This is a genomic window from Vibrio sp. KUL80 (assembly GCF_059725495.1).
Window position 1 is genome coordinate 1318783 of sequence record NZ_AP045841.1, and the last position, 21531, is coordinate 1340313.

General features: G+C 47.0%; 21 protein-coding genes. 18 read left to right on the forward strand and 3 right to left on the reverse strand.

What is annotated here, in order from left to right; genetic code table 11:
- Positions 1-38 precede the first annotated feature (38 nt).
- Complete coding sequence (gene pspF / locus AC6I8U_RS06035; RefSeq protein ID WP_498018000.1) at positions 39-1073, reverse strand: phage shock protein operon transcriptional activator; 1035 nt, start codon at positions 1071-1073, stop codon at positions 39-41.
- Positions 1074-1265: 192 nt separating this feature from the next.
- On the opposite strand from pspF, the gene pspA reads away from it, so the two are divergent.
- From pspA to AC6I8U_RS06075, 8 genes are all read left to right on the forward strand, one after another.
- Positions 1266-1934, forward strand: a complete 669-nt coding sequence (pspA, locus tag AC6I8U_RS06040) for a phage shock protein PspA (protein ID WP_234495650.1) — start codon at positions 1266-1268, stop codon at positions 1932-1934.
- Positions 1935-1953: 19 nt separating this feature from the next.
- Complete coding sequence (pspB, locus tag AC6I8U_RS06045) at positions 1954-2190, forward strand: envelope stress response membrane protein PspB (RefSeq protein WP_128648555.1); 237 nt, start codon at positions 1954-1956, stop codon at positions 2188-2190.
- The gene (gene pspC, locus AC6I8U_RS06050) at positions 2150-2569 is read left to right on the forward strand and encodes an envelope stress response membrane protein PspC (RefSeq protein ID WP_197058701.1); all 420 of its coding nucleotides are present in this window, start codon (positions 2150-2152) and stop codon (positions 2567-2569) included. Before pspB ends, pspC begins: the two co-directional genes overlap by 41 nt.
- 163 nt (positions 2570-2732) lie before the next feature.
- On the forward strand, positions 2733-3500 hold the full coding sequence (locus AC6I8U_RS06055; protein WP_498018001.1) for a carbohydrate deacetylase: 768 nt from the start codon (positions 2733-2735) through the stop codon (positions 3498-3500).
- Positions 3501-3624: 124 nt separating this feature from the next.
- Positions 3625-4659 (forward strand): efflux RND transporter periplasmic adaptor subunit, encoded by a 1035-nt coding sequence (locus AC6I8U_RS06060; protein ID WP_498018002.1) that lies wholly within the window; start codon positions 3625-3627, stop codon positions 4657-4659.
- Between the two features lies 1 nt (position 4660).
- Positions 4661-5737 carry an efflux RND transporter periplasmic adaptor subunit gene (locus AC6I8U_RS06065; RefSeq protein ID WP_498018003.1) on the forward strand — a complete coding sequence of 359 codons (1077 nt, stop codon included), beginning with the start codon at positions 4661-4663 and terminating at the stop codon, positions 5735-5737.
- Positions 5737-8838: an efflux RND transporter permease subunit gene (locus tag AC6I8U_RS06070; RefSeq protein ID WP_234495656.1), complete on the forward strand. Its 3102-nt coding sequence runs from the start codon at positions 5737-5739 to the stop codon at positions 8836-8838. Before AC6I8U_RS06065 ends, AC6I8U_RS06070 begins: the two co-directional genes overlap by 1 nt.
- Before the next feature lie 459 nt (positions 8839-9297).
- A complete protein-coding gene (locus AC6I8U_RS06075; RefSeq protein ID WP_498018004.1) occupies positions 9298-9903 on the forward strand; it encodes a DNA-3-methyladenine glycosylase I in 606 nt (201 codons plus the stop codon).
- On the opposite strand, the gene AC6I8U_RS06080 is transcribed toward AC6I8U_RS06075, so the two are convergent.
- Positions 9895-10698, reverse strand: a complete 804-nt coding sequence (locus AC6I8U_RS06080) for a fumarylacetoacetate hydrolase family protein (protein ID WP_498018006.1) — start codon at positions 10696-10698, stop codon at positions 9895-9897. The genes AC6I8U_RS06075 and AC6I8U_RS06080 overlap by 9 nt on opposite strands.
- 112 nt (positions 10699-10810) lie before the next feature.
- On the opposite strand from AC6I8U_RS06080, the gene AC6I8U_RS06085 reads away from it, so the two are divergent.
- Entirely contained in the window at positions 10811-11491 is a 681-nt protein-coding gene (locus tag AC6I8U_RS06085; protein ID WP_394151484.1) for a DNA-3-methyladenine glycosylase I, read from the forward strand.
- A gap of 69 nt (positions 11492-11560) precedes the next feature.
- On the opposite strand, the gene AC6I8U_RS06090 is transcribed toward AC6I8U_RS06085, so the two are convergent.
- The gene (locus AC6I8U_RS06090; RefSeq protein ID WP_128648560.1) at positions 11561-12076 is read right to left on the reverse strand and encodes a glycine cleavage system transcriptional repressor; all 516 of its coding nucleotides are present in this window, start codon (positions 12074-12076) and stop codon (positions 11561-11563) included.
- A 289-nt stretch (positions 12077-12365) separates the two neighbouring features.
- Here AC6I8U_RS06090 and AC6I8U_RS06095 point away from each other — a divergent pair, with 289 nt between their 5' ends.
- From AC6I8U_RS06095 to AC6I8U_RS06135, 9 genes are all read left to right on the forward strand, one after another.
- The gene (locus AC6I8U_RS06095; RefSeq protein WP_498018007.1) at positions 12366-13781 is read left to right on the forward strand and encodes a coniferyl aldehyde dehydrogenase; all 1416 of its coding nucleotides are present in this window, start codon (positions 12366-12368) and stop codon (positions 13779-13781) included.
- A 19-nt stretch (positions 13782-13800) separates the two neighbouring features.
- The gene (locus tag AC6I8U_RS06100) at positions 13801-14982 is read left to right on the forward strand and encodes an iron-containing alcohol dehydrogenase (RefSeq protein ID WP_498018323.1); all 1182 of its coding nucleotides are present in this window, start codon (positions 13801-13803) and stop codon (positions 14980-14982) included.
- Between the two features lie 105 nt (positions 14983-15087).
- Complete coding sequence (locus AC6I8U_RS06105; RefSeq protein WP_498018008.1) at positions 15088-15492, forward strand: hypothetical protein; 405 nt, start codon at positions 15088-15090, stop codon at positions 15490-15492.
- 9 nt (positions 15493-15501) lie between these two features.
- Entirely contained in the window at positions 15502-15924 is a 423-nt protein-coding gene (locus tag AC6I8U_RS06110) for a tetratricopeptide repeat protein (protein ID WP_498018009.1), read from the forward strand.
- Between the two features lie 29 nt (positions 15925-15953).
- Positions 15954-17696, forward strand: a complete 1743-nt coding sequence (locus AC6I8U_RS06115) for an arylsulfatase (protein ID WP_498018010.1) — start codon at positions 15954-15956, stop codon at positions 17694-17696.
- A gap of 103 nt (positions 17697-17799) precedes the next feature.
- Positions 17800-19041 (forward strand): anaerobic sulfatase maturase, encoded by a 1242-nt coding sequence (locus tag AC6I8U_RS06120; protein WP_498018011.1) that lies wholly within the window; start codon positions 17800-17802, stop codon positions 19039-19041.
- A 12-nt stretch (positions 19042-19053) separates the two neighbouring features.
- Positions 19054-19521, forward strand: coding sequence for a hypothetical protein (locus AC6I8U_RS06125; protein ID WP_498018012.1), 468 nt, complete (start codon positions 19054-19056; stop codon positions 19519-19521).
- Positions 19522-19596: 75 nt separating this feature from the next.
- Complete coding sequence (locus AC6I8U_RS06130) at positions 19597-19998, forward strand: DUF4345 domain-containing protein (RefSeq protein ID WP_498018013.1); 402 nt, start codon at positions 19597-19599, stop codon at positions 19996-19998.
- Between the two features lie 18 nt (positions 19999-20016).
- On the forward strand, positions 20017-21519 hold the full coding sequence (locus AC6I8U_RS06135) for an arylsulfatase (protein ID WP_498018014.1): 1503 nt from the start codon (positions 20017-20019) through the stop codon (positions 21517-21519).
- Positions 21520-21531: the final 12 nt, after the last annotated feature.

Genomic DNA, 21531 nt, shown 5'->3' on the forward strand with positions numbered 1-21531 from the left:
CGACTTTGTTAGATAGGTAGGCGAGGAATCCATCATTCTCAAACCAGTTTATACTTTCGCACCAATCCTCTTAGCTGGTCATAACTCAAGCTTAGCAGTTTGGCAGCACCTCGTTGATTGTATTGAGCTTGCTTAAGTGCTTCATTAATCAACTTTATATTCTGTTCATCCTGCCAAGACTTAAAGTCTAGAGGGAATGCATAGTCCACTGGCGGTGCAGAAGCATCAGAATCCTCTGACGCGGTTTCCTCTTCACTGTTCGTACCCTGAAGATCATCCTTTCTTGCCATTGAACTTAGCTTGCCAAAATCGCTCTCAAATGGATTGAATATTAGAGATTCGATAGGGTCTTCATTAGTACCTTGCTGGTATACAGCGCGCTCTACAACGTTTTTGAGCTCACGTACGTTGCCGGGCCATTGGTAATCGTGGATGCTTTGCCACGCCTGCTCGGTAAAGCCAACAAAGAAGGGTAAACCGAGCTCTCGGCACATTTTGATAGCAAAAAACTCCGCGAGCAACGAGATGTCCTCTTGTCGGTGCCTTAGTGGGGGAAGGTGAATAACGTCGAAAGCCAGTCTATCGAGCAGGTCGGGACGAAACTTACCTTTTTCAGCGAGCAAGGGTAAATCTTCATTGGTTGCGCATACAAGGCGAACGTTGGCTTCGAGTGCGGTGGCGCCGCCGACTCGCTCATATTGACCATATTCGATCACTCTTAACAGTTTCTCTTGTACTGATAGTGGCGTAGTCGCGAGCTCATCTAAGAATAAAGTGCCATTTTCAGCGCGCTCAAAACGCCCTTGGTGTCGACCCTTTGCACCAGTAAAAGCACCAGACTCATGGCCAAATAATTCAGAGTCAATCAAGCCTTCACTTAGTGTAGAGCAGTTCAAAGAGACAAGCGGTTGGTCCCAGCGCTTAGACAGGTAATGCAAGCGCTGCGCAATGAGCTCTTTACCCGTTCCTCGTTCTCCAATCACTAGCACGGGGCGATCAATCGGAGCAAGTCGAGAAACCTTATCTAGAACGGCAAGAAACGCAGGAGATTCACCAATTAAGTTTTGAGCCATGATATTCCCTTTGAAGTTGGTAAAAATTACCAATAGTTGGCTAATGCATCTTAGCACTGAGTCATGATAAATCGAGTGGAATTTATTAAGCTATTGAATTTTATCGAATATTAAAATTGGCACGGTACTTGGATTATCAATAACAACTACCAAAGAGTTCAATGGCGAACTCGTCCAGACAGGAGATGTATTATGGGTATTTTTTCTCGTTTTGCCGATATCGTAAACTCAAATATTAGTGCACTGCTTGATAAAGCAGAAGATCCAGAAAAAATGATTCGTCTAATCATTCAGGAAATGGAAGATACTTTGGTTGAGGTGCGCACTAACTCAGCAAAAGCCATTGCCGATAAAAAAGAACTGGCTCGTAAAGTGATTGCAATTGAAGAGCAAATTGCGGAGTGGGCACAAAAAGCGACGTTGGCACTGACTAAGCAGCGTGAAGATCTTGCTCGCGCAGCACTGATTGAAAAGCAAAAGCTTGAAAACGTTGTAAAAGGCTTGCACGATGAGCAAACCTTAGTGGAAGAAACCATTGAGAAATTGACCAACGAAATTGCTAAGCTTGAATCAAAGATCACTGAAACTCGCGCCAAACAACAAGCGTTGATTATTCGCTCGGAAGCGGCAAGCAACCGCCGAGATGTGCAAAAACATCTGCACACAAGTCGCACAAATGAAGCGATGGCGAAGTTTGAGCAGTATTCGCGCAAAATTGATGAGCTTGAAGCCGAGGCGGATCTTTATTCGAAAACGGGCAACGCTAAGTCTCTAGACCAAGAGTTTGCAGAGCTGCAAGCGCAAGATGAGATCGACAAAGAACTTGCGAAACTCAAAGAGCAGATGAATAACGAAAAATAACGCGGAGTAGGAGAAAAACATGTCGTCTTTTTTAATTGCGGGTCCATTAATTGTCTTTCTGATTTTTGTCGCACCGCTGTGGCTTTTTCTCCACTACCGCAGCAAACGCAAGTCAGAGAATGGGTTGTCTGAACAAGACTTTCAAAAGCTGCAGACCTTGTCACAACGAGCAGAAAAAATGCAGGCTCGAGTTGATAATCTAGAAAGGATTCTAGATGCGGAAGCGCCGAACTGGAGACAAAATTATGACTCATAGAGAGCTGTATAAAGATCCTGTCAACGGTAAGCTCACCGGGGTTTGCGCAGGACTTGCAAACTACTTTGGACTGGAAGTGTGGCTGGTGCGGATTTTGTTCATCTCCGCCGCACTGTTCAGTGGCTTTTTCCTTGTGATGTTGGCGTATTTTGCGCTTAGCTTGATGCTAGAGAAGCAGCCAGATAATTTTGTCCAAGCGATGAAAAGCAAGAAAGAACACTCACTAAAGAGTAAACCTTGGCAGCAAGGACAAAACGCCAAGGATCTACTATCTACATTAGAGCGCGATTTCGACTCAATGGAACACAAGGTACGTGATATGGAAGCGTATGTGACTTCTGAAGCGTTTAAGGTGAATCGCGAGTTTAGTAAGTTGTAGCCGCTAGATTGGTACAATCTTTGAAACAGAAAATGGGAGGTCAATTGACCTCTCATTTTGTATTTATTCTTCGCAATTCAGCCCCTAAAAGATTGATCTGAACACTGCAGTACAACACTATGTCTAGCATTAACTGAAGTGCGTACTTTTAATGAGGTAGCTTGTGAAGCTTATTGTGAATGCAGATGATTTTGGTCTAACGGAAGCGGTAAATTTGGGTATTGTTGAGTGCTTTCGTGCGGGTATCGTTAAGTCGACGACCATAATGATGAATCAACCTGGTACGGAGCACGCGATCGAGCTTTACCATAAAGGAAAAGTACTTGAAGTTGGCCTTCATTTCACCGTAACCAGTGGTAAGCCTATTTTGCCTGCTGAATACGTTCCTAGTTTGGTTGACGATAGTGGCTACTTTCTCGATAAGTCGGTGCTCCGAAACAAGACAGACGTCAATCCTGCAGAGGTATCGGCTGAACTATACGCACAATATCAAGCAGCCATTGACGCCGGACTAAAAATTAATCACCTCGATAGCCACCATTTTGGTGGTGTGTTTGCGCCGCTCAAACAGGCTTTCACTCAGGTAGCCAATGAGATTGGGCTGCCCGTTCGACGAATTGACAATATCATTGCTGGTCAAGAAGGGTTGGAGGTGGCGACACCGACAAGATTTGATATGCGTTTTTTCGCCGAGGGTGTTTCACTCGCTCGGTTTCAAGAGTTGTTACTGGAGCACAGAACATCATGCCCAGACGGCATTATTGAGTTCATGTGTCATCCCTCAAATGCAGTGACACAAGAGCTAACTCAGCTATCAGGATATAGCGCTGAGCGAGTTGAAGAGCTAACTATCCTCACGGATCCGAAGTTAAAAGCCTGGCTGGATGAAAAGCAGATCCAGTGTGTAGGATTTGATGATTTGAACAATTAGCGAAAAGCGGTTGTTAATACACCAATAAAAGCAAGGTAAAACTATTAATTATTAATGACTTGGTGGCAAGTCTGTCATCTCTAGACTATGTTTTAAATTACAATTAAAACAAGGTAGTTAGAGAATGAATAGTAAGTTTACCTTGCTGGTGGTCGTCACTAGCCTTCTTAGTGGTTGCGGTAAGGAGCCGCCACCCGTTCCCGAGCCAGAATCTCGCCCAGCCAAACTTTTCTCTGTCGCCGTCGGTAATAGCCAGTTTGAACGTACTTTTCCAGCCACTTCTGAGGCGGGCGACCGAGCGGTATTAGCATTTCGAGTGCCAGGACAACTAGAGCGTATTGTGGTTCGCGCAGGTCAACCTGTGACGAAAGGGGATCTTCTCGCTGAGCTGAATCCAGATGAATATCAACTACTTGAAAAACAAGCTCAAGCCAATTTCCGTCTTGCAGACGTGCAGTATCAGCGTGCACTAAGTCTTCGTAAAAGCCAGGTGGTGTCTGAACAAGACTTCGACCAGGCCAAAGCGAACATGAACTCTGCCCGAGCTGACTGGTCACAGGCAAAAGCTAACCTCAGCTACACTCGCTTAATCGCACCTTATGATGGAACCGTCTCTATCATCCCAGCCGATAACTATGAATACATTCAAGCCAAAGAAGGCGTGATGAACATTCAGTCTAATCAACTTCTTAAGGTGATATTCCAGCTTCCAGACCATCTTTTGAATCGTTTTCAAGGCGGTACTGAAGTCGAAGCAACGATGGCGTATGACGCCTATCCGTCCAATCAGTACGAGCTTACTTTCCAAGAAATTGATACAGAAGCGGATCCAAAAACCGGTAGCTACAAGGTTACCATGGTGATGGAAAGACCGACCGATATTGGGATCTTACCTGGAATGGCGGGACAAGTTCGCGTGATCGCTAAAAGTGGTTCCGCAACGGTTATTCCAACCTCAGCGCTCTTTATGGAGGGAGATACACAGTGTGTATGGCGTGTTAACGATCAAGGTCTAGTCGAGAAAGTGGCTGTGGAACTGAATGAAAAACGTCAAGTAGTGAGCGGACTGAATGATGGCGACCAAATCGTGATCTCCGGTGTTCAGGGTATTGAAGCTGGCATCAAGGTTCGCGAATGGATTAAAGAGAGGGGGCTCTAATATGACTCATCGTTATCTTATTGCCGTCTTACTTGGCTCATTTCTTGTTGGTTGCGGTAAGCCAGAAGTTGGCGTCCGTGACGAAGTACCGAAAGTTCGTGTGTCTGCCATTGGCAAAACGGAACTTAAGAGCAAGCTTTACTTTCCTGCACTCGCAAGTGCTGCTGACCGTTCCCACTTAAGCTTTCGCGTCGCGGGAGAGATCAGCACTATTGATCTGAAGGAAGGGGATTTTGTAAATCGAGGAGATGTACTTGCGGTCTTAGAACCGACCGACTATAAACTCGCTGTCGATAACGCTCAGGCACGATTTAACGTTATCGATAGTCAATATCGCCGTTCTAGCCCGCTAGTGAAAAAAGGCTTACTTGCGCAGTCGCAGTTTGATGAGATAGCGGCTCAGCGAGCGTATGCCAGAGCTGAGTTGGAACTTGCTAAGTTGCGCCTTTCGTTTACTGAGTTGAAGGCACCGGTAGATGGCATTATTTCTCGCGTTTCTGCGGAAAAATTTGAGAACGTTCAGATTGGTCAGCAGATAGTGAACATCCACAGTATTGAAGAGGTCGAGGTAGTGGTTCAAATGCCGGACAGCTTCTCGCTTAATCAACCTAAACATCAAGATATCACCAACATTGAAGCTCTCGTTCGTGTGCCATCTGGCAATGAATATGTCGCGACCTTGAAGGAGTTTACTACCGAGCCAGACCCCGCGCTTGGCACATTTACCGCAACATTAGTGCTGCCAATGCCTGAGAATGAATACATTCTCGACGGTATGGCCGTGGATGTGACCTCTAAAGCAGAGGACGTAGGTCTCAAGCTTGCTGCAGGCGTAAGTGTACCAATTGCCGCGGTGTTCAATCAGGATGGTGATTCACTTGCCGACGATGAGAAGTTTGTTTGGGTCCTCAACTCAGATAATACGGTGACCAAACAACAAGTGACGACAGGCAAGGTATCACAATCGACGATCCAGATACTGAAAGGGCTTGAGCAGTCACAGCAAATTGTCGTGGCAGGGATTGCACGATTGAGGGAAGGCATGAAGGTTGAAGTATTACCGCAGGAGGCGAAGTAATGAGCCAAGAACAACAAAAATCATTACCGCAATCCGATGATGAAATCACTGGCGTAGCGGCGTATTTTATCCGTAATCGCGTGATAAGCTGGATGGTCTCGCTAATCTTCTTGATCGGCGGCGTTTCAGCATTTTTTGGGTTAGGACGACTGGAAGACCCGGCCTTTACCATCAAAGATGCCATGGTCGTCACCTCTTACCCTGGTGCGACACCTCAGCAGGTGGAAGAGGAGGTGACTTATCCTATTGAGAAGGCGATCCAACAGCTAACGTATGTTGATGAGATCAATTCGATTTCAAGTAGAGGTCTTTCACAGATCACGGTGACGATGAAAAACAATTATGGTCCTGATGATCTTCCGCAGATCTGGGATGAGTTGCGTCGAAAAGTGAATGATGTGAAAGGCTCACTCCCCCCAGGTGTGAATGAACCTTCGGTTATTGATGACTTTGGTGACGTTTATGGGGTGCTGTTTGCCCTGACTGGTGAGGGTTATAGCTACAAAGAGCTTTTGGATTACGTTGATTATCTTCGCCGAGAACTCGAGCTTGTTGATGGTGTCAGTAAAGTCTCCGTGACAGGCGATCAGCAAGAGCAGGTTTTCATTGAGATTTCTATTAAACGCATTAGTGCGCTAGGAATCGCTCCAAGTACGATCTTTAACCTGCTGCAAACCCAGAATATCGTGTCTAACGCCGGTGCAACGCGTATCGGAGATGAGTATATTCGCATCCAGCCGACTGGTGAGTTTACCGATGTATCTGAGCTTGGTGACTTGATTCTGACCGAAGGCGGGGCTCAGGGTCTTATCTATTTGAAAGACGTAGCGGATATTAAGCGCGGCTTTATAGAAGTGCCAAGTAACATCATTACCTACAACGGTGATGTGGCACTTAACGTCGGTATCTCATTTGCTACAGGTGTTAACGTAGTGGAAGTTGGGGATCGCCTATATCGCAGGCTCGCAGAGCTTAAGTTCCAACAACCTGTAGGGATTGAGATAAACGAAGTCTACAGTCAGCCGAAAGAGGTGGACAAGTCGGTTCGAGGTTTTGTTGTCAGTCTTGGACAGGCGGTTGCGATTGTTATTGTTGTACTGCTGTTCTTTATGGGGCTTCGCTCAGGGCTGTTGATTGGTCTGATATTGCTGCTTACGGTATTGGGCACTTTTATCTTCATGCAGTATATGGCCATCGACTTACAACGTATCTCACTGGGAGCGCTGGTTATAGCGTTGGGGATGCTGGTGGATAATGCCATTGTGGTGGTCGAAGGGATACTCATAGGGACGCAAAAAGGGCGAACGAGGCTGCAAGCGGCAACTGATATTGTCACGCAAACCAAGTGGCCGCTTCTTGGTGCAACCGTGATTGCGGTTACCGCGTTTGCCCCTATCGGTCTCTCTGAGGATTCTACTGGTGAGTATTGTGGTACCTTATTCTCGGTACTTCTGATCTCTCTTATGCTCAGTTGGTTTACGGCAATCTCGCTGACACCCTTCTTTGCCGATATCTTCTTTAAAGGACAAAAGGTGAAAGAAGGCGAGGAAGGTAAGGACCCGTATAACGGCTTTGTCTTCGTTGCATACCGCAAGTTCCTCGAGTTCTGTATGCACAGAGCGTGGTTGACGGTTGTAGTGCTAATTGCAGCACTAGTCGCGGCTCTTTATGGCTTTACTCAGGTGAAACAGTCATTCTTCCCAGCTTCAACGACGCCTATGTTCCAAGTGGATGTTTGGCTTCCTGAGGGAACCGATATTCGAGCAACCAACACCAAACTTAAAGCGATCGAAACGTGGATTGCCGATCAGCCAGAAACCGACCATATCACCACAACGGCGGGTAAGGGCTTACAACGTTTCATGCTCACTTACGCACCAGAGAAAAGCTATGCCGCCTACGGTGAGATCACTACTCGCGTTCATAACTACGAAGAGTTGAACTCTTTGATGGAGCGATTCCGCGAGTATTTGGATGCGACGTTCCCAGAGATTAACTACAAGTTGAAACAGATTGAGTTAGGTCCTGGCGGCGGTGCGAAGATTGAAGCGCGTATTATCGGCTCTGATCCAACGGTGTTACGTAGTATTGCATCTCAAGTGATGGATATTATGTATGCCGATCCTGGTGCTTATAACATTCGCCATGACTGGCGCGAGCGCACTAAGGTACTAGAGCCAATCTTCAACGAGAGTCAGGCAAGACGTTACGGCATCACAAAATCCGATGTGGATGATGTACTCATGATGTCTTTCTCTGGTAAATCGGTCGGTCTGTATCGCGATGGTACGACTCTGATGCCAATCGTCGCACGCCTTCCAGATGCGGAGCGTGTCGATATTCGTAACATCGAAGGCATGATGATTTGGAGTCCTGCACTGAGCGAGTTCATTCCATTCCAACAAGTTACTCAGGGTTATGATACTCGATGGGAAGACCCGATCATTGTGCGTAAGAACCGTAAACGCATGCTAACCATCATGGCAGACCCTGATCTACTTGGTGAAGAGACGGCAGCTACGCTTCAAAAACGTCTGCAACCTCAGATTGAGGCCATAGAGCTTCCACCGGGTTACTCGTTGGAGTGGGGTGGCGAGTATGAGTCTTCTGGCGATGCTCAAGAGTCACTGTTCCAGACAATGCCACTTGGCTATCTGTTTATGTTCTTGATCACCATCTTCTTGTTCAATGCGGTGAAAGAGGCGCTTATCGTCTGGCTGACAGTGCCGTTGGCTGTCATTGGTGTAACGACAGGCTTGCTTGCCTTAAATACACCATTTGGTTTTATGGCACTGCTTGGCTTCTTGAGTTTGTCGGGTATGCTGCTGAAAAACGGTATCGTACTCCTGGACCAGATTGAGATTGAGATGAAGTCAGGTAAAGAGCCCTATTTGGCGGTAGTTGATGCGGCTTTAAGTCGTGTTCGTCCGGTATGTATGGCGGCGATTACCACGATTCTTGGTATGATTCCGCTATTGCCTGATATCTTCTTTAAACCAATGGCCGTAACCATCATGTTTGGTTTGGGTTTTGCGACAGTGTTGACGTTAATTGTTGTGCCGGTGCTGTATCGTATATTCCACCGTGTGAAGGTGGTATGAGGTTGAAGAGCCTTACCCCTCCCAGCCTCCCCTTAGCAGGGGAGGAGCTATTGCTCGCTATCGCGTAGCTTTTTGAAAAGGCGATACGACGACAGGAGCTAGCCTACGGTTCTCCCCCTTGATAAGGGGGAGTTAGAGGGGGTAATGCGGACTAACAACGACCGACTAACTATCGATTCATACTCGGCGTTTCACCCCTCCCAGCCGGCCAACTACGCGCCCCGCTTGCAAGGAGAGGAGCTAATGCTCGCTATCGCGTAGCGTTTTAAAAAGGCGATGCGACGAAAGGAGCTAGCCAGTAGTTCTCCCCCTTGATAAGGGGGAGTTAGAGGGGGTAATGCGGACTAACAACGACCGACTAACGCTCGATTTATACTCCGCGTCTCACGCCTCCCAGCCTCCCATTAGCAAAAGAGGGAGGCTCAACATTACAACCCCAACAACAAGGAGCCAACCCCAATGTCCACCCGCTGCCCATGGCTAGACGAAACCAAACCAGACTACGTCGAATACCACGACAAAGAATGGGGTGTCCCCGTCCTTGATGACAAAACTCTGTTTGAGTTCCTGGTCCTAGAATCCGCTCAAGCCGGTCTTAGCTGGTACACCATTCTCAAAAGAAGAGAAGGATACCGAAACGCGTTTGCAGATTTCGATGTTGAGAAAGTCGCCGCGTTTACCGAACAAGATGAAATTCGATTGCAGCAAGACACAGGCATTATTCGTAACAAGCTAAAAATAAGCTCAACCATTACCAATGCCCAGCACTTTATAGAGATTCAAAAAGAGTTTGGCAGTTTTCGCAGCTATCTTTGGTCTTTTACCAACAACAAGGTATTAGTGAGCAGTCACGAAACGCTAGAAGACTATCCTGCGACTTCGCAGGTTTCCGATGTATTAAGCAAAGACCTGAAAAAACGCGGCTTTAAGTTTGTGGGCTCAACCATAGTCTATGCGTATCTACAGGCCGCTGGTCTTATCAACGACCACAGCCTGGACTGTTATCGACGCCAAGAAGTCATCGATAGCTACCAAGCATTAGGTCTGGAATACGAGTTAGTTTGAGCTTTGGATGGTGTTGGTGACTTCACCAATACCTTCTATTGCTACGCTCACCACATCCCCAGCTTTAAGAGAGCGAGTTCTGCCAGGCGTGCCAGCGAAAATCAAGTCACCAGGATGTAGGGTGATATAGGTGCTAATGTAAGAGACAATAGCAGGAACATCATGAATCATGTTGGCGACACTCTCTTGCTGCATAACATTGCCGTTAAGTGTTGTTGTGATGACTTGGTCTTTAATGGCGATGTCACTCACGATAAAGTTAGAAACCGGCCCAAATCCTCGAGCTCCTTTCGCTCGCCACCATTGCAGATCTTGCCCTTGCCAGCTGCGCTCTGTGAGATCGTTACCCGCGAGATAGCCGAACACACATTCCAGTGCTGAAGATTTACTGACCTCTTGGCACTCCTTGCCAATCACAATGACGAGTTCACCTTCAAAGTGCACATTGCTGGCGCCCTTAGGGAAGGAAAGATCGCCACTTACTCGTACTGAGTCAACGGATTTAAAGAATATCTCTGGCTTAGCTGCACCAGAGTTTCCAGCATGGCTTCTAAAGTTGAGCCCAACAGCGTACACGCTGGCACTGGTTAGCGGGGCGATGAGCGTTGCTTCGGAGGCTTTGATGGTCTCTAGCGTTTTAGGGTTATCGAAAGGAGCATCAGACAAGATATCGTAGAGCTTTTGGTTTTCTTCGGCGACTTTGATCCAATGCTGGCTGCCTTCATAGTCAATCCGACCAAATTGTGCGGCTAGAACATTTAGCGGCAGTAGAACAAAAATTAAAAGCGCTCTCATAAAGGCTATCCTTAGCTAGATTCCAAGTGTCAGTAACGAGTATAGTTACGAAATGCATCTTTTTTGGTTCAATTTAGTCGTTTGCTATTTTGGCATTAGGTAATGGAAATATATGGAAAAGTTTGATTCGATTTATGCGAGAGCTGCAGAACGCAAAGGGGGAGAACAAGGACTTGAGTCTATCGTATCTAAGCCTCTTACTCGTGACGAAGTTGCCGCTATTCCGGAGGACCGTTGGTTGTCGGCGTTTTCTATGAAGGTGTTCCAAAGCGGTATCTCTTGGAAAGTCGTGCGCAACAAATGGCCGAACTTTGAGGAGCACTTTTTCCAGTTTCGTATCGACCCATTGTTGATGCTTTCAGAAGAACAGTGGGAGCAGAAAGCGCAAGATCCAAAAATTATTCGCCATATGACCAAGGTGATGTCGATTCCAGCCAACGCTGCGATGATCCAACGTGCGCGATTTGAGCATGACTCTTTTGCTCAAATGGTGGCAGATTGGCCAAAGGAGTCGATAACGGATTTGTGGGCGCATCTTAAAAAACATGGAGCGCGCTTGGGTGGAAATACCGGGCCTTACGCCTTACGACAACTTGGCGTTGACACCTTTATCTTGTCGAATGATGTAGAAGGGTATCTGCGTAATACCAACATCATTGATTCTGGTAGAGGCACAAAGCGTGCGATGACAGCTGCAAACAAAGCGTTTATGGAGTGGCATCAAGAATCAGGTCGCTCGCTGTCTGAGATTAGTCAAATTATTGCTTATGGGTTTGGCGATAATCGCGTCTAGTGGTTCTGAATCCGAAAAAAGGGCAAACAGTGTTTGCCCTTTTTTCGTCTCTGGTTGCTTAACTCCCGGTCACGATTCAAGAATCACACGAGTATCCTCACTCAGTGCTTCAAGTTCGCTTGCCACATCTTCAATTTGCATGGCTGACGGGATTTTCAGGGCCATGTTTGCAGTAAACAGGCTTGAACCAATACCACCGCCGCCTGCGATAAACACACGGTGGCAATCCATATCTAAAATGCGGATATCTTGACCATCTAAGAATTGGGTAATTTCATTGACGATACCTGCTCTGTCATTGGCGTCGAGTCGGAGCTGGAAAACCGTTTCTTGGTCATGTCGATGCGGGTCAGTATCTGAAATCTGAACGAGCAAACCTTGTTGGTTGTTGAAGGCATCTTTGACAACTTGCTCATTTTCGCTCGGAAGTTCGACTTTGATGACGGCTGCGACATTGTCTTCAATGAAGTTCACTTTACTCACCAGCCATTTCCCGCCATTTTCGTGGGTAACGGATGCAAGGTTTTTGATGGTGGCTGGGGTAGCTTGGCCAACAAAGTTGACGATAAAGGTACTACTGCTCATACGTTTCCCTCCACAGGTATAAAACCGATAACTAATTGATTAGTTAATTCCAGTTTAGATCTAAAACGGTGGTCTCGCATGACCAACCTCAAGGTTCACACCGAAAACAGCCATGAGTTTATTGAAGTGTAATTGGCCGCACAAAATTCAAGGTTTTTGCTTTGCTGACAACAAGTTATTGAGCCGATCTTGTATTTCGTGTTTTCAATTGACAGATCTCTGACATTTATTTACTAGACCGACCGGTTTGTTTTGTTTAGTGTGTAACCACTTCCAGAGGAGAAATGACATGCAAACCATATCGAATGAACAACTTGTCGCGATTCATAAAAGACTGAAAACGCACTATCAATGTACGCCAATGCCAAGCTTTGAGCAGCGCGTAGCAAAACTCAAAGCGCTTAAAAGTGCTCTGCAGCAATTCAGTCAAGATCTGTGTCTGGCTCTCGACAAAGATTATGGAAGACGCAGTCATCAGGACACCTTAATTGCTGATGTACTGCCATGTATCGGCAATATTGATCACACTCTGTCTCAACTGGACAGCTGGATGGCACCTTGTAAACGCAATCCGGGGCCGCTGCTCTCAAGTTCGACGGTTGAAGTGGTTTATCAGCCTAAAGGTGTCGTGGGTATTGTGACGCCTTGGAATTTTCCTGTGATGCTATCAATTGGTCCGCTTATCTCAGCTATCGCTGCGGGTAACCTAGCAATGATCAAGCTTAGCGAGTTTACGCCCCACACCAACCAAACCATTAAAAAGATGCTGGCGAGCTGCTTTAGTGAAAATGAAGTGGTTGTCATCGAGGGGGAGGCTGATATCGCAGCCTGCTTTACTAGTCTGCCTTTTGATCACTTGCTGTTTACTGGCTCTACTGGAGTTGGCCGCATGGTAATGAAGTCAGCAGCTGAGAACCTTACTCCACTGACGTTCGAACTGGGTGGCAAGTCCCCGGTGATTGTTGCTGATGATGTCGATATCGAGATGGCAGTTGAGAGGATCATTTACGGCAAGAGCCTCAATAATGGACAAGTTTGCGTCGCACCAGATTATGTGTTGCTTCCAGAGGGCAAAGAGCAAGCGTTCGTAGATGCATACTGCAGTCACTATCAAAAGCTGTACACCAACGGAATCGACTCCGACAGCCTGACAGGGCTTATCAACAAACGACAGTTTGATCGCGTTCAAACACTACTAGAACACGAAATTGCTGTAAACAGCAAAGTCGTCGCGTGTCACAGCAACTCGATATCAACAGACAGACAAATAATGGTCACTCATCTCATTGTGAATCCGAAGGTGGATTCTCCGGTTATGAGCGAAGAGATTTTTGGTCCTCTGCTTCCAATTATTACCTATTCAACGGTTGAACAAGCCATAGCGTTCATCACGGCAAGACCGCGACCTCTTGCGCTGTACCTAATGTCTGAGAATGAATCGCTACAGCACAAGGTATCTACTCAGGTTCATTCCGGCGGAATGTGTATCAATGACTGCGTGTTCCATTTAGCTGTCGATGATGCTCCGTTTGGCGGCATCGGTGAGTCAGGAAAAGGGGCGTATCACGGCAAAGAAGGGTTTCTTACCTTTTCTCATGCAAAGACCGTGATGAAAACGGATGCCAAGGCTCATAACGTGAGTCAGCTGCTAGGCCCTGAAGACAACGAATTCAAACGTGCAGTGCTCGCTTCACTGTGCGCCTAATTATTAGTTTGGAGATGAAATCATGAACAACAACTTTATGTTTAACATGCGTACCGTGGTCCTATCGGGTGAGGATTCAATCAGAGATATTCCGGCTCAGTTGGCAGCAAAAGGCGCACATCGCGTGTTGCTACTCAGCGATGTGGGACTTGAGAGCGTTGGTCTTGTTAACCAACTCATTGGTGTTTTCGAGGGCAACAAACAAGTCGAACTCGTTGGCGTGTATACCGATATAAAACCCGATGCGAGTTGCGATGACATCAATAAGGCCGTTCAATATGCCAACAAGGTTCAAGCGGACAGTATTGTGGCCCTCGGTGGGGGCAGCGTGATCGATGCATCGAAAGGCATCAAGTACTCACTTGAGCACCAACTCGATGATATTCGCGACGCGATTCGTGGCGGTGGACATATCGATGTAGGTCCTCACGTTAAGCCATTTACCGTTCCTCATATTGGCGTACCGACAACAGCGGGTACGGGCGCAGAAGCATCGCCGATTGCAGTGTTCTTTAATGATGTCGAGCAAGTGAAGGCGAGTTTAGTAGTGTCTGGGCTTGAGTGTGATATTGCGGTATTAGACCCGACTTTGACACTTGGGTTGCCAGTTTCACTTACGGTCTCTACAGCAATGGATGCATTGACTCACGCGATCGAAGCCGTTGCTTCTCCCATGAGTAACTGCTTTACCGACGCTTATGCTATTCAAGCCAGTCGTTTGATATTAGACAACCTTCCCAAAGTGGCATCAGACCCGAGCAACGTCAACGCGAGATCTGAACTGCTTCAAGCCAGCACCATGGCCATTTCGGCATTTTACTCCTCGTTAGGCGGTATACCGATTCACAACTGCGCGCATGCGTTTGGTGCCATTGCGCATATTCCGCATGGTGACGCAAACAGTGTATTGCTACCTGTGGTGATTGAGACGCTACCAGAGTTCTATCTGCCGAGTATCGATAAGCTAGCGGGGATTTTTGATGTACCTCAATCGCTATCGGCCGAGGAAAAGCATCGCGAAGTTGTGCTGTCACTGCGTGCTTTCCAAGCCCAAGTGAAGGCTCACCAGACTTTCACTAACTGGTGTCTAAGTGAAGACACGCAGCTTGAGATTGCACAGGGCATCGCAAAAGACATGAGCTATCAGTTTTATGCCATTCCAAAACAGAAGATAGAGCAGATCCTAGCGGCAGCGTGCTAGGTCTTCCATAAATGCGGCGCCAAGGATGGCTAACTTAACTGGGTAATCAAAAAGTGCGTTCAACAACTCATTCCAAAAACGCACCTAGCTCCTTGGAGATTAATTATGTTCTTTACTAAATACGTCGAAAAAATGTTGCTAATTACCGGTATCGGTACTGCCGCTGCACTCGCCTATGCGTTCTTCCCACAGTGGGCAGTGAGCAATATCGGTCAGCTACCTTACCTAGAGCAAGATTTCGTTTTCTATCAGCACTGGGGAATCATGGTAGGCATGATGGGTGTCATGATGATCGGCGCAGCCTTTAAGCCGCACTGGCGTGAAAGCATCATGCTTTATTCAGCGATTGAGAAGAGCTTTATGGTGATATTGCTGCTAACCAACCTAGGCAACCCCCATATCAATGGTTTTATATTGGCAGGCGTCATGGATACTGTGGTTGTACTTTGGACTTTGGGTTATTGGTGGGAGCAAAAAAGGGCAGCAGACGTTTCTATAGCGATGCGTTAGGGGGCTGAAATGGAGAACGCTAACCGTATTTCAATACTCAGTGTCTTTGCATTGTTAGTAGTAGGCATGACCTTTTTTGTTCACGCAAGAGACGATACGCCCCCCATAGATTCAAGCCTTGGCGTCAAATTTCAAAGCGGATATCAAGGTGACGCGAAAGCCCAGTATCAAATTGGCATGCACTATCTAAATGGTTTCGATAGTGGCAGTGCGTACCTAGAGCAGAATAGTGAGCAGGCGAGGGCTTGGTTGTCCCAATCAGCCCACAATGGTTATGCGGACGCTCAGCTGCAACTCGGTTTGCTTTACGCTTCTGGTACGGGTGGTGAGCAAGATGCCTCAATGGCAGTCAGTTGGATCGGCAAGGCTGCAGATCAAAATCATCCACAAGCACTGGACTTGCTTCACTGGATGTCTCAAAGCGCTCATTAATTGAGAGCTTATTATTCAAAGGTAACTCAATGAACAGTAACAAAACTCTATTGTGTACTGCAGTTGCCGCTGCGATTTCGCCAGCGGTAAACGCTTCTCAAGAACAACCGAATATCTTACTGATTGTCGGTGATGATGTTGGTTTCGCTGACACCCAGCCGTATGGCTCTGAGGTTGATACACCGAACTTGGTTGAATTGGCTGAAGAAGGGGTTAAATTCACCAACTTTCACGCCTCGCCAACATCATCGGTAACCCGCTCTATGATGCTCACTGGCGCAAACAGCCATGAGGTGGGGCTTGGTACGTTTGACTATGCCGTCTATCCCCCTGCAATCGGTAAACCGGGTTATGAGGGTTACTTGACCCACAAAGGTGTCACTGTCGCCACATTATTGCGAGACAATGGTTATCACACTTATCTATCAGGTAAGTGGCATCTAGGGCATGAGGATGGTTATCTACCTGATGATAGAGGCTTTGAAAGCAGCTACGGCATCTTGGCTGGTGGCTCAAATCACTTTAACCGCAATATGATGTTTCCTGCCAAAAATGAAGCGACGGCACTGGCGATTCAAGAGGGGAGAATGCCGGGTGTTGAACCTGAGCCTATTTATGAGAACGGGCAACGAGTGAAAGATAAGTACCCTGGGGAATACTCAGATCAAGGCTACACAGAAGAGTTGATCAGCATGATCGACAAGAATAAAGACTCTGGAAAACCCTTCTTTGCTTACCTTCCATTTACCGCGATTCACCTTCCACTTCAAGCGCCAAAAGAGTCGTTTGAAGATAAGGTCGATTATTACGTCGAAAATGGTTGGGATGTCGTGAGAAAAGATAGATTTGAACGTATGAAGGACATGGGCGTGATTCCTGAAGAAGCGCAAATTTCTCCACGGAACAGCCTAAGCCGACCATGGGATAAACTGACCAAAGAAGAGAAGGCGTGGTACGGCAAAAAAATGGCTGTTGCGATGGGGATGATGGAGCTCCAAGATCAACAAATAGGTCAGGTCACCGACTATCTGAAGAAGATTGGTGAGTATGACAATACTTACATTATCTACCTTGCCGACAATGGTCCCGAGGCGACAGATATTACAGGAGAAAATGTGAGTGATTTGATTCGCTCTTGGACTCATCACCATTTCGACAACAGTACTGAAAACTTAGGTAATGCGAACTCAAGTGTCTCTTTAGGCCCAGAATGGGCGAGCGCTTCAACCGGCGGCCTCTCGTGGTTCAAGGCATATACTGCCGAAGGCGGCATCCGTGTACCACTGATTATCAAGCCGGCCAAAGATGTGTTGGACAGCGAAGGGACGCTCGAGTCAGGAACATCAACCAATGAACTTGCTCAAGTGAAAGATCTCGCAGCGACCATCCTTGACGTCGCTAACGTTAATCATCCTGGTACAGAGTACAAAGGTAGAGAAGTTGCTCCAATGAGCGGGCAGAGCTTAATTCCGTACTTTAAGGGACAAAGCGACACCATTCATTCGGATGGCAATCCGATCCCGTTTGAACTCTTTGGTAGCGGCATCTTGCTGCAAGGTGATTACAAGATCATTCGAATCTCTGTTGGAATGGGCGGTGATAATCAATGGCATATGTACAACACGAAATTCGACCCAGCAGAAACAAACGACGTGAAGGCTCAGTATCCTGCTCTGTTCAAACAGATGCTGGCATCGTACAAGGAGTATGAAAAAGCGATGAATATCGTGCCAGTTGATGAGCAATGGAATCCGTTTGAGAACGTGAAATAAAAATTTTACGTCGTCATCATACCGACCAGTAGGTCTTGTGTTTGGCAAGGACGCCGTATTTTTAACAGGATGTCGATTCACCGTTTACTTGCAGGAGTGTTCTATGATTGAGCGCAACCACGTGTCGTTATCCGTACCCCAGTTTCGAGGCAAAGCGCACAGCAAATTTCAGGCGTTGGCTAAGCCGATTGGTGCTATCTGCAACATCAATTGCGACTACTGTTACTACCTTGATAAACAACAGCTACTCGCCTATCCAAAAGGTGAGGCGTACCGAATGACGGATGAGTTACTAGAGCGCTACATCAGGCAGTACATTCAAGGACAAAATACTGAGGAAATCATCTTCTCTTGGCATGGAGGCGAACCTACCCTCCTAGGGTTAGGCTACTTCGAGAGGATTGTTGAGCTGCAGAGAAAGTACGCACCTCAGGGCGTCAAGATCGTCAATGATGTTCAAACTAACGGCGTTTTGGTTGATGACAGGTGGTGTCAATTTTTCAAACAACATGACTTCTTTGTAGGCTTGAGTATTGATGGTCCCGAACATCTTCACAACCACTACCGGAAAAACCGCAGTGGGCGAGGTACGTTTGAAAAGGTGATGCGGGCGGTTGAAAAGCTAAAGGTCCACAAGGTTCGATTTGCGACCTTAACCTGCGTGAATAACCTAAACGCGAACCATCCGCTCGAGGTGTATCGGTTTCTAAGAGATATTGTGGCGCCGTCTCAGATCCAGTTTATACCGGTTGTCGACCCCAACGAGGAGGCAAGTTGGCTTCGTTATTCCGAGGCTGCGATTATTCCCGTCCCTTCAGCTACAACTCGATGGAGTGTTGAGCCCAAACAATGGGGAGCGTTCCTGACTAAGGTATTTGACGAGTGGATGGCACATGATTTTGGGCGCGTTCATGTTCCGTACTTTGAGAATTTCTTTGGGATGTGGATGGGTAAACCAAGCACCATGTGTACCCTTAATGACATCTGTGGAAAGGGCATTGCGGTTGAACCAAATGGTGATGTGTATGCTTGTGACCACTATGTACATCCTGACTTTAAAGTGGGCAATATCAATGATAAGTCGTTGGCTGATATTGCGTTCTCGAAACAGCAAATGGCCTTTGGTTTTGCAAAGCAAAAAGCACTGCCAAAGCAGTGTAACGAGTGCCAATATCGGTTTGCTTGCCATGGTGAGTGCCCAAAGAACAGAATAAAAAACGACCGGTACGGTAATCCAGGTCTGAATTATCTGTGTGAGGGCTGGCAACAAATATTTCATCATATCGACCCAATTATTACGCATATACTTGCGTTAAATGGGCTTGAAATCTCTGCTAACCGCTAAAGAGAGACTGTGATGGAAAGTTACCTGCTATTAGGTTTAGCCATGGCGTTATTGAGTATCTGGAAGACCTATTCCGGTCCGGCATTGGCAGCTTTTGTCGGTTTTAGCTACCCGGAAATGTTGCTGTTCAATGCGCTACCAGCGTTTCTTGCGGGTTACTTTGGTTGGTTTGCTGGGAGATATTCGTTTGTTCTTTACTCGCGCAGAAATCTACGACCCTTCAGACCTAGACTGCGCCGCTTTGTTATGGCTTGGAAGCGCTATGGCAACGTGACCATGGCGGTACTCGCACCCGTTCTGGTTGGCATCCCTCTTTACACATTAATCGCTAAACGGCTGCGCCAATCCCACAGTGCCACATTTGCCCTGCTTATCGCATCCATAATTTGGTGGAGTGGCTTGAGTTATGGGTTAGTGAGTGCATTTGACCTTGGGCAACAGCTAAATCTTCAGGGCTTACTCGACAAAGTTAGCCTTTAACCGACTGGTATGTATTTAGAAATTTGAATTTTTGGCTACAACTTCTAGTCTCTTAATTAACAGAGGAGGCGCAACATGACGCATACGCAAAAGTTCTTGTTACTAGCCGCTGCAGGACTTACGCCAATCGCACTTTCTTACGGCTTAATGCCTAATCTTTCTCTACCCTTTTTGTTCGACATCGATGCGAGTGCGACCAATGTTAGTCATATCTTCAGGGCGGTGATGGGGCTCTACTTAGCCTTGGTTATCTATTGGCTAATGGGGGCGTTTGGAAGTCAATTATTAGCTCATTCAGCACTTCAAAGTCTGGTTGTCTTCATGCTGGGGCTTGGTATTGGGCGAGTAGTAAGCATAGTTGTTGATGGCATGCCACATTGGCTACTCGTGTTGTATTTATTGTTGGAGATCGGCTTTGGTGCAGTAGGTCTAATTCTTCTCAGAAGTAGCAAACCGGCAACACAGTACGCAGGATGAATGTATAAAGGAGGCAGGATGCATCGTCATATCATTAGGTTTCTATTGGTCACATTATTGGGGTTTAGTGCGCTAGCAAATGCAGAAGATAAGCCACCGAACATCTTTGTTATTTTTACTGATGACATTGGTATCTCAAATCTTAGCGCCTATCACCGTGGGGTGATGAGCAGTGAGACGCCTAATATCGATAGTATCGCCGAAAAAGGCATGCTGCTCACCGACTACTACGCACAGCCATCTTGTACCGCAGGACGCTCGGCTTTTATTACCGGGCAGTTTCCTGTACGAACAGGCATGCACACTGTCGGTCTGCCGGGAAGTCCAGTAGGGCTTAACCCGGATACACCGACTTTACCAGAAATCCTCAAAACACTTGGCTATACAACAGGTCAGTTTGGTAAAAACCATCTTGGTGACCTTGATGCGGTACTGCCTACTATGAATGGCTTTGATGAGTACTGGGGATGGCTGTATCACCTAAACGCAATGGAATACACCGAAGATCCTGACTGGCCGAAAGACGAAGCGTTTCAGAAGTTTGCCCCTCGAAATGTGATTCATGCGAAATCTGATGGCAAAGGTGGGCAAACCATTACCGATGATGGTCCATTAACCACAGAACGAATGCGCACCTTAGACGACGAAGTGAACAAACACGCCATCAACTTTATTGAGCGTGCCGTCAAAGAAGATAAGCCATTCTTTACTTGGTATTGCCCATCAAGGGGTCACGTATGGACGCATTTATCTCCAGAATATGAAGCCATGCTTGGGCAAAATGGCTGGGGATTGCAAGAAGTAGTGATGAAAGACCTTGATGATCACGTTGGGGAAATGCTCACCAAGCTCGAGGAGTTGGGTGTCGCAGACAATACCATAGTGATTTTCACGGCGGATAATGGCCCAGAGATCATGACTTGGCCTGACGGTGGTATGACGCCATTTCACGGTGAGAAAGGTTCAACCTGGGAGGGGGGGGTGAGAGCGCCGCTGCTTGTCAGTTGGCCTGGAAAAATCCCAGCGGGGAAAGTTCATAACGGCATGTTTGATGGTATGGACTGGTTACCAACGCTTGTTGAAGCTGCTGGTGGACCAAGTGACCTCAAAGAGCAGATGTTGACGGGCTATGAAGGCTACAAAGCGCACTTAGATGGCTACAATCAAATGTCGATGCTTACAGAACAGGGACCTTCAAATCGTAAAGAGATCATCTACTATGAGCGTGATAGGTTGCAGGCAGTGCGAGTAGGTGACTGGAAGGCGCACTTTGTGGTGCAAAATCACGGCTGGAGTGGACCAAAAGAAGAGCTTAACGCGCCATTGCTGTTTAATCTTCGACGAGACCCTTACGAGCGAGCTGCAGAAGAGTCCGGGATGTACATCAACTGGATGGGTAAAAAAATGTGGGCATTTGGTCCTGCGCAAGCTGCAGTTAAGCAGCACCTAGAGACGTTCAATGAGTGGCCGCCACTGACGTTTGAGCCTGAAGCTGTCGATGCATCGGGAATAGGGCGTTAAATGAACGAAGGG

Coding starts and splice junctions, on each gene's coding strand:
- pspF (WP_498018000.1), bottom strand. CDS start 1,073: ATGGCTCAAAACTTAATTGGTGAATCTCCTGCGTTTCTTGCCGTTCTA.
- pspA (WP_234495650.1), top strand. CDS start 1,266: ATGGGTATTTTTTCTCGTTTTGCCGATATCGTAAACTCAAATATTAGT.
- pspB (WP_128648555.1), top strand. CDS start 1,954: ATGTCGTCTTTTTTAATTGCGGGTCCATTAATTGTCTTTCTGATTTTT.
- pspC (WP_197058701.1), top strand. CDS start 2,150: ATGCGGAAGCGCCGAACTGGAGACAAAATTATGACTCATAGAGAGCTG.
- AC6I8U_RS06060 (WP_498018002.1), top strand. CDS start 3,625: ATGAATAGTAAGTTTACCTTGCTGGTGGTCGTCACTAGCCTTCTTAGT.
- AC6I8U_RS06065 (WP_498018003.1), top strand. CDS start 4,661: ATGACTCATCGTTATCTTATTGCCGTCTTACTTGGCTCATTTCTTGTT.
- AC6I8U_RS06070 (WP_234495656.1), top strand. CDS start 5,737: ATGAGCCAAGAACAACAAAAATCATTACCGCAATCCGATGATGAAATC.
- AC6I8U_RS06075 (WP_498018004.1), top strand. CDS start 9,298: ATGTCCACCCGCTGCCCATGGCTAGACGAAACCAAACCAGACTACGTC.
- AC6I8U_RS06080 (WP_498018006.1), bottom strand. CDS start 10,698: ATGAGAGCGCTTTTAATTTTTGTTCTACTGCCGCTAAATGTTCTAGCC.
- AC6I8U_RS06085 (WP_394151484.1), top strand. CDS start 10,811: ATGGAAAAGTTTGATTCGATTTATGCGAGAGCTGCAGAACGCAAAGGG.
- AC6I8U_RS06090 (WP_128648560.1), bottom strand. CDS start 12,076: ATGAGCAGTAGTACCTTTATCGTCAACTTTGTTGGCCAAGCTACCCCA.
- AC6I8U_RS06095 (WP_498018007.1), top strand. CDS start 12,366: ATGCAAACCATATCGAATGAACAACTTGTCGCGATTCATAAAAGACTG.
- AC6I8U_RS06105 (WP_498018008.1), top strand. CDS start 15,088: ATGTTCTTTACTAAATACGTCGAAAAAATGTTGCTAATTACCGGTATC.
- AC6I8U_RS06110 (WP_498018009.1), top strand. CDS start 15,502: ATGGAGAACGCTAACCGTATTTCAATACTCAGTGTCTTTGCATTGTTA.
- AC6I8U_RS06115 (WP_498018010.1), top strand. CDS start 15,954: ATGAACAGTAACAAAACTCTATTGTGTACTGCAGTTGCCGCTGCGATT.
- AC6I8U_RS06120 (WP_498018011.1), top strand. CDS start 17,800: ATGATTGAGCGCAACCACGTGTCGTTATCCGTACCCCAGTTTCGAGGC.
- AC6I8U_RS06125 (WP_498018012.1), top strand. CDS start 19,054: ATGGAAAGTTACCTGCTATTAGGTTTAGCCATGGCGTTATTGAGTATC.
- AC6I8U_RS06130 (WP_498018013.1), top strand. CDS start 19,597: ATGACGCATACGCAAAAGTTCTTGTTACTAGCCGCTGCAGGACTTACG.
- AC6I8U_RS06135 (WP_498018014.1), top strand. CDS start 20,017: ATGCATCGTCATATCATTAGGTTTCTATTGGTCACATTATTGGGGTTT.